At 46.8% G+C, this 14,824-nt stretch carries 25 protein-coding genes and 1 riboswitch; of the genes, 24 read left to right on the plus strand and 1 reads right to left on the minus strand.

Features of this window, described 5'->3' with window-relative positions:
- Nucleotides 1–40 precede the first annotated feature (40 nt).
- Nucleotides 41–158: riboswitch (FMN riboswitch) on the plus strand.
- Nucleotides 159–338: 180 nt separating this feature from the next.
- Together DWZ45_RS10720 and DWZ45_RS10725 are read left to right on the plus strand one after the other, a co-directional pair.
- Nucleotides 339–950 (plus strand): ECF transporter S component, encoded by a 612-nt coding sequence (locus DWZ45_RS10720; protein ID WP_117796500.1) that lies wholly within the window; start codon nucleotides 339–341, stop codon nucleotides 948–950.
- A 182-nt stretch (nucleotides 951–1,132) separates the two neighbouring features.
- Nucleotides 1,133–1,927: a creatininase family protein gene (locus DWZ45_RS10725; RefSeq protein ID WP_107000797.1), complete on the plus strand. Its 795-nt coding sequence runs from the start codon at nucleotides 1,133–1,135 to the stop codon at nucleotides 1,925–1,927.
- Between the two features lie 46 nt (nucleotides 1,928–1,973).
- Here DWZ45_RS10725 and DWZ45_RS10730 read toward each other — a convergent pair whose 3' ends face one another.
- A complete protein-coding gene (locus tag DWZ45_RS10730; protein ID WP_117796499.1) occupies nucleotides 1,974–2,840 on the minus strand; it encodes a class I SAM-dependent methyltransferase in 867 nt (288 codons plus the stop codon).
- Between the two features lie 556 nt (nucleotides 2,841–3,396).
- Here DWZ45_RS10730 and DWZ45_RS10735 point away from each other — a divergent pair.
- The 22 genes from DWZ45_RS10735 to rplO all read left to right on the plus strand — a co-directional run bounded on the left by DWZ45_RS10735 (nucleotide 3,397) and on the right by rplO (nucleotide 14,824).
- Entirely contained in the window at nucleotides 3,397–4,785 is a 1,389-nt protein-coding gene (locus DWZ45_RS10735; RefSeq protein ID WP_107000795.1) for a cell wall-binding protein, read from the plus strand.
- 423 nt (nucleotides 4,786–5,208) lie between these two features.
- Nucleotides 5,209–5,526: a 30S ribosomal protein S10 gene (rpsJ, locus tag DWZ45_RS10740; RefSeq protein ID WP_022360576.1), complete on the plus strand. Its 318-nt coding sequence runs from the start codon at nucleotides 5,209–5,211 to the stop codon at nucleotides 5,524–5,526.
- Between the two features lie 105 nt (nucleotides 5,527–5,631).
- Nucleotides 5,632–6,267 carry a 50S ribosomal protein L3 gene (gene rplC / locus DWZ45_RS10745; RefSeq protein WP_022360575.1) on the plus strand — a complete coding sequence of 212 codons (636 nt, stop codon included), beginning with the start codon at nucleotides 5,632–5,634 and terminating at the stop codon, nucleotides 6,265–6,267.
- A 29-nt stretch (nucleotides 6,268–6,296) separates the two neighbouring features.
- Nucleotides 6,297–6,917: a 50S ribosomal protein L4 gene (gene rplD / locus DWZ45_RS10750; RefSeq protein WP_022360574.1), complete on the plus strand. Its 621-nt coding sequence runs from the start codon at nucleotides 6,297–6,299 to the stop codon at nucleotides 6,915–6,917.
- Nucleotides 6,917–7,216 carry a 50S ribosomal protein L23 gene (rplW, locus tag DWZ45_RS10755; RefSeq protein ID WP_022360573.1) on the plus strand — a complete coding sequence of 100 codons (300 nt, stop codon included), beginning with the start codon at nucleotides 6,917–6,919 and terminating at the stop codon, nucleotides 7,214–7,216. The genes rplD and rplW overlap by 1 nt, the downstream gene beginning before the upstream one ends.
- Before the next feature lie 91 nt (nucleotides 7,217–7,307).
- Nucleotides 7,308–8,147: a 50S ribosomal protein L2 gene (gene rplB, locus DWZ45_RS10760; RefSeq protein WP_022360572.1), complete on the plus strand. Its 840-nt coding sequence runs from the start codon at nucleotides 7,308–7,310 to the stop codon at nucleotides 8,145–8,147.
- 14 nt (nucleotides 8,148–8,161) lie between these two features.
- A complete protein-coding gene (gene rpsS / locus DWZ45_RS10765; RefSeq protein WP_022360571.1) occupies nucleotides 8,162–8,443 on the plus strand; it encodes a 30S ribosomal protein S19 in 282 nt (93 codons plus the stop codon).
- A gap of 26 nt (nucleotides 8,444–8,469) precedes the next feature.
- The gene (gene rplV, locus DWZ45_RS10770; protein ID WP_022360570.1) at nucleotides 8,470–8,856 is read left to right on the plus strand and encodes a 50S ribosomal protein L22; all 387 of its coding nucleotides are present in this window, start codon (nucleotides 8,470–8,472) and stop codon (nucleotides 8,854–8,856) included.
- Between the two features lie 12 nt (nucleotides 8,857–8,868).
- Nucleotides 8,869–9,525, plus strand: coding sequence for a 30S ribosomal protein S3 (gene rpsC, locus DWZ45_RS10775; RefSeq protein ID WP_022360569.1), 657 nt, complete (start codon nucleotides 8,869–8,871; stop codon nucleotides 9,523–9,525).
- Nucleotides 9,525–9,962: a 50S ribosomal protein L16 gene (rplP, locus tag DWZ45_RS10780; RefSeq protein ID WP_022360568.1), complete on the plus strand. Its 438-nt coding sequence runs from the start codon at nucleotides 9,525–9,527 to the stop codon at nucleotides 9,960–9,962. Before rpsC ends, rplP begins: the two co-directional genes overlap by 1 nt.
- Nucleotides 9,952–10,152, plus strand: a complete 201-nt coding sequence (gene rpmC / locus DWZ45_RS10785) for a 50S ribosomal protein L29 (protein WP_022360567.1) — start codon at nucleotides 9,952–9,954, stop codon at nucleotides 10,150–10,152. The genes rplP and rpmC overlap by 11 nt, the downstream gene beginning before the upstream one ends.
- Nucleotides 10,153–10,191: 39 nt before the next feature.
- Nucleotides 10,192–10,446 (plus strand): 30S ribosomal protein S17, encoded by a 255-nt coding sequence (gene rpsQ, locus DWZ45_RS10790; RefSeq protein ID WP_107000794.1) that lies wholly within the window; start codon nucleotides 10,192–10,194, stop codon nucleotides 10,444–10,446.
- 27 nt (nucleotides 10,447–10,473) lie between these two features.
- A complete protein-coding gene (rplN, locus tag DWZ45_RS10795; protein ID WP_022360565.1) occupies nucleotides 10,474–10,842 on the plus strand; it encodes a 50S ribosomal protein L14 in 369 nt (122 codons plus the stop codon).
- A 12-nt stretch (nucleotides 10,843–10,854) separates the two neighbouring features.
- Complete coding sequence (rplX, locus tag DWZ45_RS10800; protein WP_022360564.1) at nucleotides 10,855–11,160, plus strand: 50S ribosomal protein L24; 306 nt, start codon at nucleotides 10,855–10,857, stop codon at nucleotides 11,158–11,160.
- A 23-nt stretch (nucleotides 11,161–11,183) separates the two neighbouring features.
- A complete protein-coding gene (gene rplE, locus DWZ45_RS10805) occupies nucleotides 11,184–11,723 on the plus strand; it encodes a 50S ribosomal protein L5 (RefSeq protein WP_022360563.1) in 540 nt (179 codons plus the stop codon).
- A gap of 14 nt (nucleotides 11,724–11,737) precedes the next feature.
- Nucleotides 11,738–11,923 carry a type Z 30S ribosomal protein S14 gene (locus DWZ45_RS10810; protein ID WP_022345134.1) on the plus strand — a complete coding sequence of 62 codons (186 nt, stop codon included), beginning with the start codon at nucleotides 11,738–11,740 and terminating at the stop codon, nucleotides 11,921–11,923.
- A gap of 201 nt (nucleotides 11,924–12,124) precedes the next feature.
- Complete coding sequence (rpsH, locus tag DWZ45_RS10815; RefSeq protein ID WP_022360562.1) at nucleotides 12,125–12,526, plus strand: 30S ribosomal protein S8; 402 nt, start codon at nucleotides 12,125–12,127, stop codon at nucleotides 12,524–12,526.
- Between the two features lie 178 nt (nucleotides 12,527–12,704).
- A complete protein-coding gene (rplF, locus tag DWZ45_RS10820) occupies nucleotides 12,705–13,247 on the plus strand; it encodes a 50S ribosomal protein L6 (RefSeq protein ID WP_022360561.1) in 543 nt (180 codons plus the stop codon).
- A 17-nt stretch (nucleotides 13,248–13,264) separates the two neighbouring features.
- Nucleotides 13,265–13,633, plus strand: coding sequence for a 50S ribosomal protein L18 (rplR, locus tag DWZ45_RS10825; protein ID WP_022360560.1), 369 nt, complete (start codon nucleotides 13,265–13,267; stop codon nucleotides 13,631–13,633).
- 19 nt (nucleotides 13,634–13,652) lie between these two features.
- Nucleotides 13,653–14,162, plus strand: coding sequence for a 30S ribosomal protein S5 (rpsE, locus tag DWZ45_RS10830; protein ID WP_022360559.1), 510 nt, complete (start codon nucleotides 13,653–13,655; stop codon nucleotides 14,160–14,162).
- A gap of 15 nt (nucleotides 14,163–14,177) precedes the next feature.
- Nucleotides 14,178–14,360, plus strand: coding sequence for a 50S ribosomal protein L30 (rpmD, locus tag DWZ45_RS10835; RefSeq protein WP_022360558.1), 183 nt, complete (start codon nucleotides 14,178–14,180; stop codon nucleotides 14,358–14,360).
- Nucleotides 14,361–14,383: 23 nt separating this feature from the next.
- Nucleotides 14,384–14,824 carry a 50S ribosomal protein L15 gene (rplO, locus tag DWZ45_RS10840; RefSeq protein WP_022360557.1) on the plus strand — a complete coding sequence of 147 codons (441 nt, stop codon included), beginning with the start codon at nucleotides 14,384–14,386 and terminating at the stop codon, nucleotides 14,822–14,824.

Below are 14,824 nucleotides of genomic sequence, written 5' to 3' on the forward strand. Positions count from 1 at the left end.
GATTCATATGTTTATATGTATGAAGACGGAGTAATTACCATGATTTCTTCGGGGCAGGGCGAAATTCCCTACCGGCGGTATAGTCCGCGAACCGCGATGGCGGCCGATTCGGTGAGATTCCGAAACCGACAGTATAGTCTGGATGAGAGAAGAGGCAGGAGTCAGAGAGTGTACCGCTTGAGCGTAAGCAGGCTGGTGTACATCGGCTAAGTTGTGATTTATCATCCCAGGTCCCGAACGACCGGGATTTTTTTAGTTTTACAAATGCAGCTAGTCCGGCACTTGATTCATACTCCTCCTTCGGAGAAATGAGTTTTAAAACCGAAAGGAGATTTAAGATGAAGACAGGAAAATGGAGTATTCAAAAATTGATTTATACGGCGATGCTGGCAGCGGTTGCTGGCGTGCTGATGTCATTGGAATTTTCGGTTCCGATGATGCCGCCGTTTTATAAGGTGGATTTCAGTGATGTACCGTCTGTGATTGCCGTGTTTCTGATGGGACCGGTATCCGGTATCTGTGTAGAAGTCATCAAGCTGTTAATCAAGCTGATTACTGTCGGAACTAACACGATGTACGTCGGTGAGCTGGCCAACCTGATTGCGGCGTTCCTGTTCGTATGGCCGCTGTGGTTCCTCTATCAGAAGCTGGGCGCTAACCGTAAGGCAGCTGTAGAAGCACTTCTGATCAGTATCGTGATCCGCACCGCGTGTGCATGCTTTATCAATGCGAACATTACGCTTCCGTTATATGCGAAAGCGATGAGCCTGCCGCTGGATGAAGTGATCCGCATGGTAGCGTCGGTCAACCCGGCGATCAAAGACCTGAATGGATTTATCATCCTGGCGACGATCCCATTCAATGTATTGAAAGTGGGACTCAACTATATCGTTGGACAGCTTTTGTTTGTACGCCTGCGTGCGGCGAAGATTGTGCCGAAAGCAGTATAAAATGAAATAAGAGGAATGGTTTGACGGATTTGGCTGTTTGCTGTGAAACGGCAGAACCATTTCATAGAAAGGATTGTCGGGAAACCGCTGGGAAAGCTGCCTGGGGGAAGAATCCCGGACAATCCTTTTTGTTTGATGGAACGTGCAAAGACATATCTGTTTTTATAAGAGGAGGAGATACTATGATACGTAACTATAGAGATTTGACAAGATGGGAAATGGAGCAGGTGGACCGTGAGAACACGATTGTCCTGATTCCGCTCGGGGCGCTGGAACAGCATGGCAATCAGGCACCACTGGGAACGGATGATATTATCGCGGAGGCGATGAGTCAGGAGATCAAAAAGGCACTGGAGGCAGAGGGGGAAGAAGACTTCCCGATGCTGCTGTTTCCGGTGATTCCGGTGGGCTTAAGTACAGAGCATAAGAATTTCTGCGGTTCGGTCACAGTCCGGCCGGACACTTACTATCATCTCTTATATGATATATGCGTCAGCCTGGCGCATCACGGTTTTAAAAAGCTGGCTTTTTTGGTATGCCATGGTGGGAATGCGCCGATAGCGCAGGTTTTAAGCCGGGAACTTCGGAGTGAGCTGGGGATTGCACCGTTTATCCTTTCATCGGGGGCATTTGGTCATCCGGATGTAAAAGCAACGATTTCAAAGGGGAATATCTGGGATTTCCACGGTGGAGAGATGGAGACATCGATGGTAATGGCGGTCGATGAGAGTCTTGTGAAGCTGGAACTTTCGGAAGCGGGAGAGCCGACGGCGTTTGAGAAGACCCGCGCCCTGAAGCCATACGGTCCGGTTTCGATCGGCTGGGTGTCGGAGGATTGGAAAACAAAAGACGGATCGCCGATTGGAATTGGAGGAGATCCGTCTGGTGCAAGCGCCGAGAAGGGGCGAATTATATTAGAGACGAGTGCGCGGGAACTGGTCCCGGGGCTGTTAGATATCCGGGATTGGAATGAATAGGAATCAAACTTAAAAATGGGGTGTCTATGTCATCCGAATACCAGTGTTATTTACCAGATTCCCAGCGTCCGGATGCACCGCATGGTAATACCAGTCCGGTGCGGGTAACCGGAAGTCCCAGCTCGTCCGATTTCACTGTGCCGCCGTGGGTGGAGGCAACTTCGGTTGAGAGCATATAGGTCAGGACGGACGGCGCCAGCCCGGTGGTGTAGGAGTTGATGAGGAAGAAGAGCGGGTTGTCCGATAACAGTTTCGTACAGAGCTGCACGAACGGGTAAATCGAAGTTTCGATCTTCCAGATCTCGCCTTTCGGTCCGCGGCCGTAGGACGGCGGGTCCATGATGATTCCGTCGTAATGGTTGCCGCGGCGGATCTCACGCTCAACAAATTTCACACAGTCATCGACGATCCAGCGGATGGGTGCATTTTCCAGCCCGGAGGAACGGGAGTTTTCCTTCGCCCAGGCTACCATGCCCTTGGAGGCGTCCACATGGGTCACGCTGGCGCCGGCTGCGGCTGCCGCCAGGGTAGCGCCGCCTGTGTAGGCAAAGAGGTTTAAAACCTTGATTGGGCGTCCGGCATTGCGGATGCGGTCACCGAACCAGTCCCAGTTTGCCGCCTGCTCCGGGAAGAGACCTGTGTGCTTGAAGCTGAACGGTTTTAAGTTAAAGGTCAGTTCTTTGTAATGGATCGACCACTGCTCCGGCAGGTCGAAAAATTCCCATTCGCCGCCGCCCTTGGAGCTTCTGTGGTAGTGTCCGTTCATCTTTTTCCAGCCGCGGTGTGTCTTGGGGGTGTTCCAGATAACCTGCGGGTCCGGGCGAACCAGAAGATAGTCGCCCCACCGCTCCAGTTTCTCTCCTTCGGAGCAGTCAATCACTTCATAATCGTTCCATCCATCTGCAATCCACATAAAATTTTATCCTTTCAAAAAAATGAGGCGCAAACCCCGGAAAAGGGTATCTGCCGCCTTTATAATCGGTGTTATCCATAAGCCATTTCCATCCAAATGGCATAAATGGTTACTGTTCCCGGGTAGGCACTTTTGGAACCGAAAGTGCCGTAAGAAAACGTGGTGACAGCAGGAATTTGCCGTATTTAAATGCGAAGCCACGGCAAATTCCGTTACTGGGCACGATGCGTGCACAGTAACCATAAACGCAGTCTGTCTGACCGGAAAAACGGTTCAGTTGAAATGCATACCTAATTATATCGGTCATTGATTGGCGTGTCAAACCTTTTGAACGGCTTCCTGCCAAAAAAAAGTAAATAAATTGAAAGATAAATCTCCTTGAAGATTCCTACATCTCCTGTTAAAATGTATATTAGGTAAAAGATAGATTGCACGTATCTGGAACAAAACAAGGCGTTATAAGCATCTGATGCAGTCTCCACACGACGGGAAGTGTGCGAATGCGCAGCAGCTGGGAGAATAGACGTTATCAATCGTGAACTGGGAGGGCTTGTATATGAAGAAACAGAAACTGGCAGTCTGCGTCCTTTCCGCAGCGCTGATGATAGGGGCGGCGACCCTGACATCTTACGCGGCAGAAGGCTGGCAGCAGTCTGGAAACAGCTGGATATATGTGGACAACAATGGCAACAAGGTGACGAATACCTGGAAGAAGGGAGCAGACAATCTCTGGCGCTATCTCGATTCCCAGGGCAACATCGCGTCGAACTGCTGGGTGGACGACGAATACTTTGTCGAGAGTACCGGCATCATGGCGACTGACAAGTGGCTGAAACTGCCGAAGCGCAATCCGGCATGGAACGAGACTTCCGCTACGACGGTCTGGTACTATTTCTCCACCAGCGGAAAGATGGTATCCGACGGCTGGTCCAAGATCGGAGGCAAGTACTATTACTTCGACGGTGATGGAGCGATGCAGACGGGCTGGGTGGATGATGACACCTACTACACGAATGCAGATGGTGTCATGCAGATCGGCTGGGCATATCTGGAAGATCCGGATGATACCAAAAAGGACGATGATGAAGTGAAACCCGGCGACGACGATGAGGATCATCATTGGTACTACTTTCAGAGTTCGGGAAAGAAATATGTGCCTTCTTTAGGCAGTGCCAAATATAAACAATATAAGATTGACGGAACCTACTACTGCTTCGACGAAAACGGAGCGATGCAGACCGGCTGGGTCGATATGGGAAATTCCTCTGGATTTGAAAATTACCGTTATTATCAGAGCAACGGTCAGGTACAGACTGGCTGGCTCTCCACGACTCCGCCGGAGGATGATGATTACAATCTGGATCTCGGCAGCGATGTACAGTGGTATTATTTTTCAAGCAACGGCGAGCCGAAGGTGGGTCCGAAGATTTCTGACGCTTCGACGAGCAACCTGGTCCGCATCAACAATATTACCTACTTATTTAATGAGAAGGGCAACCCGGTCTATGGTCTGAGACGTCTGGAGGTAGGAACGAGCGGTCAGTATGCCTGCTATTTCTTCGGCGCGGACAAGGCGACCAGCTCAGTCGTAAAAGGCAAGGGAAATGTAGTAGAGGGCGACGGAACGACCGGACAGTTCTATTTCACTGACAGCGGCAACAAGGCTGGACGCGGCTACTCAGGTGTGGAGGATGGATTCCTGTACTACATGGGTAAGCTTCAGAAGGCAGACAGCGGTACTAAGTATGAAGTCATTGAAGTCAATGACAAAAACTATCTGGTAACGACGAGCGGCAAGGTAGTGAAATCCAGCACCGTGAAGGATGCGAACGGCACAAAGTTTAAGACAAGCTCTGCGGGTGTTGTCACAGAGGTGGACGGCACAAGCGACGATGGCAGCGACGAGGCTAGAACCCCGGTGGAACCGACGTATTGGGAGGATTAATTAAAAAAGCTGGGAGTCTTCTCGACTGAGATAAAATTTCTGCATGGAAATATATTCTTGTGGATAAACAGGAGTTTCTTCTATATATAAGGTGTAATTACCCACCGGAAGAAGAAACTCCTGTTTTTTCTTAAAAAATATAGATTTTTTCTTAAAAAAACACTTGCATTTCCCAGAAAGCTGTGTTATTATAACGAAGCTGTGGCATGATAGCGATGAAACGAGAGGTTGCTGCTTATGATAAGCAGGTTATTCCGCGGAGCGAATGTCAAGTTAGGAAACTGGCGACAAGTCACTGTACAAGAATAGAGTATCCTGAAGACAAATGACGGATTTGGTGTGTGGACTGCGAGGACACACACGGGTATGTGTACAGTCACCGCTTGTCGTGCTTAATAGTACGAAAAGGAGGCGACTTTTTTTATGGCAAGTCAAGTAATGAGAATCACACTGAAAGCTTATGATCATCAGCTGGTAGATACATCCGCTGCAAAAATCATTGAGACTGTAAAGAAAAACGGATCAAAGGTGAGTGGACCGGTGCCGCTGCCAACTAAGAAAGAGGTAGTAACCATTCTGCGAGCAGTTCATAAGTACAAAGATTCCAGAGAGCAGTTCGAGCAGAGAACTCATAAGAGACTCATCGATATCATTGCTCCGAGCCAGAAGACAGTTGATGCACTGCAGAGACTGGAAATGCCGGCTGGCGTGTCTATCAACGTAAAGATGAAAAACAAATAATTAAGAATCCTATACTAGTTTAGATAGAGACATCTGGACAGTTCTAGGATGAACGCGGGAGTTTGACGAACGCGTTCCGCTGTAGAAAAACAGGAGGTCAGATTAATGAAGAAAGCGATTTTAGCTACCAAAGTCGGAATGACTCAAATCTTCAACGAAGACGGAGTTTTAACTCCAGTAACCGTTCTTCAGGCTGGACCGTGTGTTGTTACACAGGTTAAGACAGAAGAGAACGATGGCTACAAAGCAGTACAGGTTGGTTTTGTAGACAAGAGAGAAAAACTTGTGACAAAGCCGGTTAAGGGTCATTTTGACAAGGCAGGCGTTGCTTACAAGAGATATGTAAGAGAGTTCCGCTTAGAGAATGCTGAAGAGTATTCTGTAAAAGACGAAATCAAGGCAGACATCTTCGCAGCAGGCGATAAAATTGATGCAACTGCTATTTCCAAAGGTAAAGGTTTCCAGGGTGCCATCAAGAGACACGGCCAGCACAGAGGACCGATGGCTCACGGTTCCAAGTTCCATCGTCATCAGGGTTCCAACGGTTCTGCAACCACACCGGGACGCGTATTTAAGGGCAAAGGAATGCCGGGTCACATGGGCAGCGTAAAAGTAACTGTTCAGAACCTGGAGGTTGTTAAGGTTGATACTGAGAACAACTTACTCCTTGTTAAAGGCTCTGTACCGGGACCGAAGAAATCCTTAGTAACAATCAAAGAGACAGTAAAGGTCGCTAGATAAGGCTTTTACGGGAAAGGAGGAACATACAGATGGCAAACGTATCTGTTTTCAATTTAGAAGGCAACGAAGTTGGCACATTAGAACTGAATGATGCTGTATTCGGTGTAGAAGTAAATGAACATCTGGTTCACATGGCAGTTGTAGCACAGCTTGCTAACAAACGTCAGGGAACTCAGAAAGCAAAAACCCGTTCCGAAGTTTCCGGCGGTGGTAAGAAACCGTGGAGACAGAAAGGTACCGGACATGCAAGACAGGGTTCAACAAGAGCTCCGCAGTGGACGGGCGGCGGCGTAGTATTCGCTCCGACACCACGTGATTACACAATCCGTTTAAATAAGAAAGAGAAGAGAGCTGCTCTTAAATCCGCTCTGACAAGCCGTGTAAACGAGAACAAGTTCATCGTAGTTGAGGCTATGAACTTCGACGAGATCAAGACAAAGAAATTTGTTGAGGTTATGAACAACCTGAAAGTAAACAAAGCTTTAGTTGTTCTGGATGAGGCTTGTGACAAGGCTGTATTATCCGCTAGAAACGTGGCAGACGTTAAGACTGCTTCCGTAAGCACCATCAACGTTTACGATATCCTGAAATACAACACAGTAGTAGCAACCAAGGCTGCTGTAGCTTCTATCGAGGAGGTATATGCATAATGGCAAACGTACAGTACTATGACGTAATCCTCAAACCGGTTGTAACTGAGAAGAGTATGAATGCTATGACAGACAAGAAATACACCTTCCTGGTACACACCGAGGCAAACAAAACTATGATCAAAGAAGCCGTTGAGAAGATGTTCCCGGGCACCAAAGTTAAGAGTGTCAACACCATGAACATGGACGGCAAGACAAAGAGAAGAGGCATGACATTCGGTAAGACAGCTGCAACAAAGAAAGCTATCGTTCAGCTGACCGAGGACAGCAAAGAGATCGAGATCTTCGCTGGTTTATAATTCATCCTCAATAGACAATTATACGACGAACACTATGTCGTGAAAAACATGAAGAAACGCCAGGAGGCGTTGAACGAAAGGAGTCAAAGTCATGGGAATTAAATCTTACAGCCCATATACACCTTCCAGAAGACATATGACCGGCTCTGATTTCTCTGAGATTACAAAATCCACACCGGAGAAATCCTTAGTAGTTTCTTTAAAGAAGAACGCAGGTCGTAACAACCAGGGTAAAATCACCGTTCGTCACAGAGGCGGCGGTTCCAGAAGAAAATATAGAATCATCGACTTCAAGAGAAATGCAAAAGACGGTATCGCAGCAACCGTACTTGGTATCGAGTACGATCCGAACCGTACAGCAAACATCGCTCTGATCTGCTACGCAGACGGCGAGAAAGCTTATATCCTTGCTCCGGCTGGTTTACAGGTTGGACAGAAGGTTATGAGCGGTGCAGAGGCTGAGGCAAAAGTTGGTAACTGCTTACCGCTTTCTGAAATCCCGGTTGGTGCACAGATTCACAACATCGAGCTTCTTCCGGGCAAGGGTGGTCAGCTGGTTCGTTCCGCTGGTAACTCTGCTCAGTTAATGGCTAAAGAAGGCAAATATGCAACCCTTAGATTACCGTCCGGAGAGATGAGAATGGTTCCGATCAGCTGCCGCGCTACTATCGGTGTAGTTGGCAACGGCGACCACAACCTGATCAATATCGGTAAGGCTGGTAGAAAACGTCACATGGGTATTCGTCCGACTGTCCGCGGTTCTGTTATGAATCCGAATGACCATCCGCATGGTGGTGGTGAGGGCAAGACCAGTATCGGTCGTCCAGGTCCTTGCACACCTTGGGGCAAACCGGCACTCGGCCTGAAGACCAGAAAGAAAAACAAACAGTCTAATAAGTTAATCGTAAGAAGAAGAAACGGTAAACAGTAATAGGAGGTATACTAATGGGTCGTTCATTAAAAAAAGGACCATTTGCAGATGCTCATCTTTTAAAGAAAGTAGATGAGATGAACGCAGCAGGACAGAAACAGGTTATCAAAACCTGGTCCCGCCGTTCCACAATCTTCCCGCAGATGGTTGGACATACAATCGCAGTTCACGATGGTAGAAAACATGTTCCGGTATACGTGACAGAGGACATGGTTGGACATAAACTCGGTGAGTTCGTAGCCACTAGAACTTACAGAGGCCACGGAAAAGACGAGAAGAAAGCAGGACGTAAGTAAGTTACGCTTGAAAGGAGGTTTCACCAATGGCTAAAGGACATAGATCCCAGATTAAAAGAGAAAGAAATGCTAATAAGGATACGAGACCGTCGGCTAAGCTGTCTTACGCCAGAGTATCCGTTCAGAAAGCATGCTTCGTATTAGATGCCATCAGAGGCAAAGATGTGAAGACAGCGCTTGGTATTGTAACATACAATCCTAGATATGCTTCTACTTTAATTAAAAAATTACTCGAGTCTGCTGTTGCTAACGCAGAGAACAACAACCAGATGAATCCGGAGAACCTGTACGTTGCAGAATGCTTCGCTAACAAGGGACCGACAATGAAGAGAGTAAAACCGAGAGCACAGGGCCGCGCTTACAGAATCGAAAAGAGAATGAGCCACATCACAATCGTGCTTGATGAGAAATAAGAGGAGGCAATTATGGGACAGAAAGTTAATCCGCACGGCTTAAGAGTCGGTGTTATTAAAGACTGGGATTCCAGATGGTATGCGGAAGCTGATTTTGCAGATAACCTGGTAGAGGATCACAAAATCAGAACCTTCCTTAAGAAGAAATTATACAGCGCCGGTGTTTCCAAAATCGAAATCGAGCGCGCTTCTGATAAAGTAAAAATCATTCTTTACACTGCTAAACCGGGCGTTGTTATCGGTAAGGGCGGCGCAGAGATCGAGAAGACAAAAGCTCAGGTTCAGAAATTAACTGACAAGAAAGTTTTTGTAGACATCAAAGAAGTTAAGAGACCAGACAGAGACGCTCAGCTCGTTGCAGAGAATATCGCTCAGCAGCTTGAGAACCGTATTTCCTTCCGTCGTGCGATGAAGTCCGCTATGGGCAGAACCATGAAGGCTGGAGCTAAGGGTATCAAGGCTTCCGTATCCGGACGTCTTGGCGGTGCTGATATGGCTCGTACAGAGTTCTACAGCGAGGGCACTATCCCGCTTCAGACATTAAGAGCAGATATTGACTACGGTTTCGCTGAGGCAAACACAACATACGGCAAGACCGGTGTTAAGGTTTGGATCTACAAAGGCGAGGTACTTCCTGCGAAAGGAAATAAGGAAGGGAGCGATAAATAATGTTAATGCCGAAAAGAGTAAAGCGTCGTAAACAGTTCCGTGGTACCATGGCCGGCAAGGCGCTTAGAGGAAATGTAATCAACTACGGTGAGTACGGTTTAGTCGCTACAGAACCGTGCTGGATCAAATCCAACCAGATCGAGGCAGCCCGTGTTGCCATGACCCGTTACATCAAACGTGGTGGTAAAGTTTGGATTAAGATTTTCCCGGATAAACCAGTAACTGCTAAACCGGCTGAGACTCGTATGGGTTCCGGTAAAGGCGCACTTGAGTACTGGGTAGCAGTAGTAAAACCAGGCCGCGTAATGTTCGAGATCGCGGGTGTACCAGAGGAGACAGCGAGAGAAGCGCTTCGTCTTGCTATGCACAAACTTCCGTGCAAGTGCAAGATTGCTTCTAAAGCAGATTTAGAAGGCGGTGATAACAGTGAAAATTAATAAGTATGTAGAAGATTTAAAAGCTAAGACATCTGCAGAATTAAACGAAGAATTAGTAGCTGCTAAGAAGGAACTCTTCAACTTAAGATTCCAGAACGCTACCAACCAGCTGGATAATACAAGCAGAATTAAAGAAGTTCGCAGAAACATCGCTCGTATTCAGACTGTTATTACAGAGAAAGCGAACTAATTATCATAGATTCCTAAAATAGGAAAGGAGATATCTACCGTGGAAAGAAATCTTAGAAAAACACGTACCGGTAAGGTAGTAAGCAACAAGATGGACAAAACAATCGTAGTTGCTATCGAAAACCACGTAAAACATCCTTTAATCGGTAAGATTGTTAAGAGAACTTATAAATTAAAAGCACACGACGAGAACAACGAGTGCGGTATCGGTGATACTGTAAAGGTAATGGAAACAAGACCGTTATCCAAGGATAAGAGATGGAGACTCGTCGAAATTATCGAGAAAGCGAGATAATTTCTAAATCAGAAAGGAGTATTGGGCATGATTCAGCAGGAGACCAGATTAAAGGTTGCCGACAATACCGGTGCGAAAGAATTACTCTGTATCCGCGTTATGGGCGGCTCTACTAGAAGATATGCAAATATTGGCGATGTAATCGTTGCCAGCGTTAAAGATGCAACACCAGGCGGTGTTGTAAAGAAAGGCGATGTAGTGAAGGCCGTTGTTGTACGTACCGTTAAGGGCGCACGCCGTAAAGATGGTTCCTACATCAAATTTGATGAGAACGCAGCCGTTATCATCAAAGACGACAAGAACCCGAGAGGAACCCGTATTTTTGGGCCGGTTGCCAGAGAGCTTCGTGAGAAACAGTTTATGAAGATTGTTTCCCTGGCTCCGGAAGTACTGTAGGAGGTGTCAGCTGTGCATAAAATTAAAAAAGGCGACCTGGTAAAGGTTATCACAGGTAAAGACAAAGACAAAACCGGAAAAGTTCTTTCCGTTAATGTAAAGAAGAATACAGTCCTGGTTGAGGGATGCAACATGGTAACAAAGCATACCAAACCGTCTGCAGCTAATCAGCAGGGCGGCATCATCCATCAGGAAGGCGCGCTTGACATTTCCAACGTTATGCTGGTAGTGGATGGCAAGGCTACGAGAGTTGGCTTCAAAGTAGAAGACGGCAAGAAAGTCCGCGTTGCTAAGGCAACCGGTAAAGTAATTGACTAATACAGAGAGGAGGAACGTTAAAATTGGCTAGATTAAAAGAAATGTATCAGAGCGAAATCGTAGACGCTATGATCAAAAAATTCGGATATAAAAATATCATGGAAGTGCCGAAGCTGGACAAGATTGTTATCAACATGGGCGTTGGCGAGGCAAAAGAAAATGCTAAAGTTCTGGACTCTGCTGTAAGAGATATGGAAATCATCACTGGCCAGAAGGCAGTTCTTACAAAAGCGAAAAAATCAGTCGCTAACTTCAAACTTAGAGAGGGTATGGCTATCGGCTGTAAAGTTACCCTGCGTGGCGAGAAGATGTATGAGTTCGCTGATCGTCTGATCAACCTGGCTCTTCCGCGAGTAAGAGACTTCCGCGGTGTAAATCCGAACGCATTTGACGGCAGAGGCAACTACGCTCTGGGTATCAAAGAGCAGCTTATCTTCCCGGAGATCGAGTACGATAAAGTAGATAAGGTAAGAGGTATGGATATCATCTTCGTTACCACTGCTAAGACCGACGAAGAAGCACGTGAGCTGTTAACTCAGTTCAACATGCCATTTGCTAAATAATAGGAGGATTTATCATGGCTAAAACTTCAATGAAGATTAAACAGCAGCGTCCGGCAAAATTCTCCACCAGAGAATATAACCGCTGCAGAATCTGCGGTCGTCCGCATGCATATTTAAGAAAATACGGCATCTGCAGAGTTTGCTTCCGTGAATTAGCTTACAAGGGCGAAATTCCGGGCGTAAAGAAAGCAAGCTGGTAAGCATTGAGCACTTGATGAGGTAGTTTCGAATCTAGTGCGAAAGCCCGTCCCGAGACTTAGTGAGTCAGAGTCGAAGACGATAGACGAGCTTAGTCGAGTGGACGATGCCTATATTATAGAGGACACATCCTAGTGTTCCCAAAACCCACCGAAACCCACTTACAGTAAGTGGTAGTCAAATTATAAGGAGGCACACTCAAAATGACAATGAGCGATCCGATTGCAGATATGCTTACAAGAATCCGTAATGCTAACACTGCAAAACATGATACAGTAGATGTTCCGTCTTCCAAGATGAAATTAGCAATCGCTGACATCCTGGTAAAGGAAGGTTTCATCAAGAAATATGACGTTGTTGAGGACGGCAATTTCAAGACTATCCGTATTACCTTAAAGTACGGTAAAGACAAAAACGAGAAAATCATCTCCGGCATCAAGAGAATTTCCAAACCGGGTCTGCGTATCTACGCAAACAAGGAAGATATGCCGAAGGTACTGGGCGGTTTAGGTGTAGCTATCATCTCCACCAACCAGGGCGTTATCACTGACAAGCAGGCAAGAGAACTCGGCGTAGGCGGAGAAGTTCTTGCATTTGTTTGGTAGGCATTGAGCACTTTACGAGGTCTTTTCGAGTTTAGTGCGAAAGCCCGTCCCGAGCCTTAGTGAGTCAGAGTCGAAGACGATAGACGAACTTAGTCGAGTGGACGAAACATTATAGATACAACTGAAAACAGAGAAGCCGCTCAGGCTTCTCCGAAAATCTAAGTAGGAGGTAAAAGGCATGTCACGTATCGGAAGAATGCCAGTTGCGATTCCGGCGGGCGTAACCGTAACAATCGCAGAGAACAATTTAGTGACTGTAAAAGGTCCGAAGGGAACTCTTGAGAGAGAACTCCCGGTTGAGATGAACATCAAAGAAGAGGATGGTCATATCGTAGTTACCAGACCGAACGACTTAAAGAAAATGAAATCTTTACACGGTCTGACAAGAACCTTAATTAACAACATGATTCATGGTGTAACAGAAGGCTATGAGAAAGTCCTGGAAGTTAACGGTGTTGGTTACAGAGCAGCGAAGCAGGGCAAGAAACTGGTTCTCAGCCTTGGTTACTCCCATCCGGTAGAGATGGAAGATCCGGAAGGCATTGAGACTGTTCTGGAAGGACAGAACAAGATCACTGTTAAAGGTATCAGCAAAGAAAAAGTTGGCCAGTATGCAGCTGAGATTCGGGATAAGAGAAGACCTGAGCCATACAAGGGCAAAGGTATTAAGTATGCCGATGAGGTTATCAGACGTAAAGTTGGTAAGACTGGTAAGAAATAATTAAGGAGAGTGTGAAGATGGTTAGCAAACAGTCAAGAAGCGAAATTCGCGTTAAAAAACACGTTAGATTACGCAACCGTTTTTCTGGCACAGCCGAGAGACCGCGTTTAGCAGTGTTTAGAAGTAATAATCATATGTATGCTCAGATCATTGATGATACAGTTGGAAAAACTTTAGTAGCAGCTTCCACTGCCGAGAAGGAAGTTAAAGCTGAACTGGAGAAGACGAACGATGTTGCAGCAGCAGCTCACGTTGGAACTGTAATCGCTAAGAGAGCGCTTGAAAAAGGTATTAAAGAAGTTGTCTTCGATAGAGGCGGATTTATTTACCACGGAAAAGTTCAGGCATTAGCAGATGCAGCCCGCGAGGCTGGTCTGGAATTCTAGTAGGAAGGAGAACATACACATGAAACGTACAAAAATTGATGCCAACCAGTTCGAGTTAGAGGATACTGTAGTGGCAATCAAACGTGTATCCAAGACCGTTAAGGGCGGACGTACAATGCGTTTTTCCGCTTTAGTAGTAGTTGGAGATAAAAACGGCCACGTTGGTGCTGGTATGGGAAAAGCTGCTGAGGTTCCGGAAGCAATCCGCAAGGGCAAAGAGGCAGCTGCCAGAAACCTGATGGAGGTTCCGTTCGATGAGAACAATAGCATCCCGCACGATTTCCTCGGCAAATTCGGAAGCGCTAACGTACTTCTGAAGAAGGCTCCGGAAGGTACCGGTATTATCGCTGGTGGTCCGGCTCGTGCCGTACTGGATCTGGCTGGTTACAAGAACATCCGTACAAAATCCCTTGGTTCCAACAACAAGGCAAACGTAGTTCTTGCTACCCTGGCAGGCTTAGGTTCTTTAAAGACTCCGGAAGAGGTTGCAAAACTTCGCGGTAAGTCTGTAGAAGAAATTCTGAACTAATAGGAGGAGATAAAAATGGCAGAGAAATTAAAAATCACATTGGTTAAGTCTCCTATTGGCGCTATCCCGAAGCAGAAAGCAACGGTTGCAGCTCTTGGTTTAAACAAGACTGGCAAGACAGTTGAGCAGCCGGACAACGCCGCTATCAGAGGCATGATCCAGAATGTTAGACATTTAGTTAAAGTAGAGGAAATCTAAGATATTTGCAAGGAGGTGCAGTCATGGATTTATCCAATTTAAAGCCGGCGGTAGGCTCTAAGCACAGCGACAGCTTCAGAAGAGGTCGTGGTCACGCATCAGGCAACGGTAAGACTGCTGGTAAGGGACATAAGGGACAGAAAGCTCGTTCCGGCGCTCCGAGACCAGGATTTGAAGGCGGTCAGATGCCGTTATATAGACGTCTCCCGAAGAGAGGCTTCACAAACAGAAATTCTAAGACCATCGTTGGTATCAACGTAAGCGCTCTTGAGAGATTCGAGAACGACACAGTTGTTACGGTTGAAACATTAATCGAAGCAGGCATCGTAAAGAACCCGCGTGACGGCGTTAAGATCCTCGGCAATGGCGAGCTGACCAAAAAGCTGAACGTAAAGGTTGATGCGGTAAGTGAAGGCGCGAAAGCTAAGATCGAGGCCGTTGGCGGAACCTGCGAGGTGATCTAA

The sequence above is a fragment of the Clostridium sp. AF32-7AC genome (assembly GCF_003477925.1).
Lineage (GTDB): Bacteria > Bacillota > Clostridia > Lachnospirales > Lachnospiraceae > Otoolea > Otoolea fessa.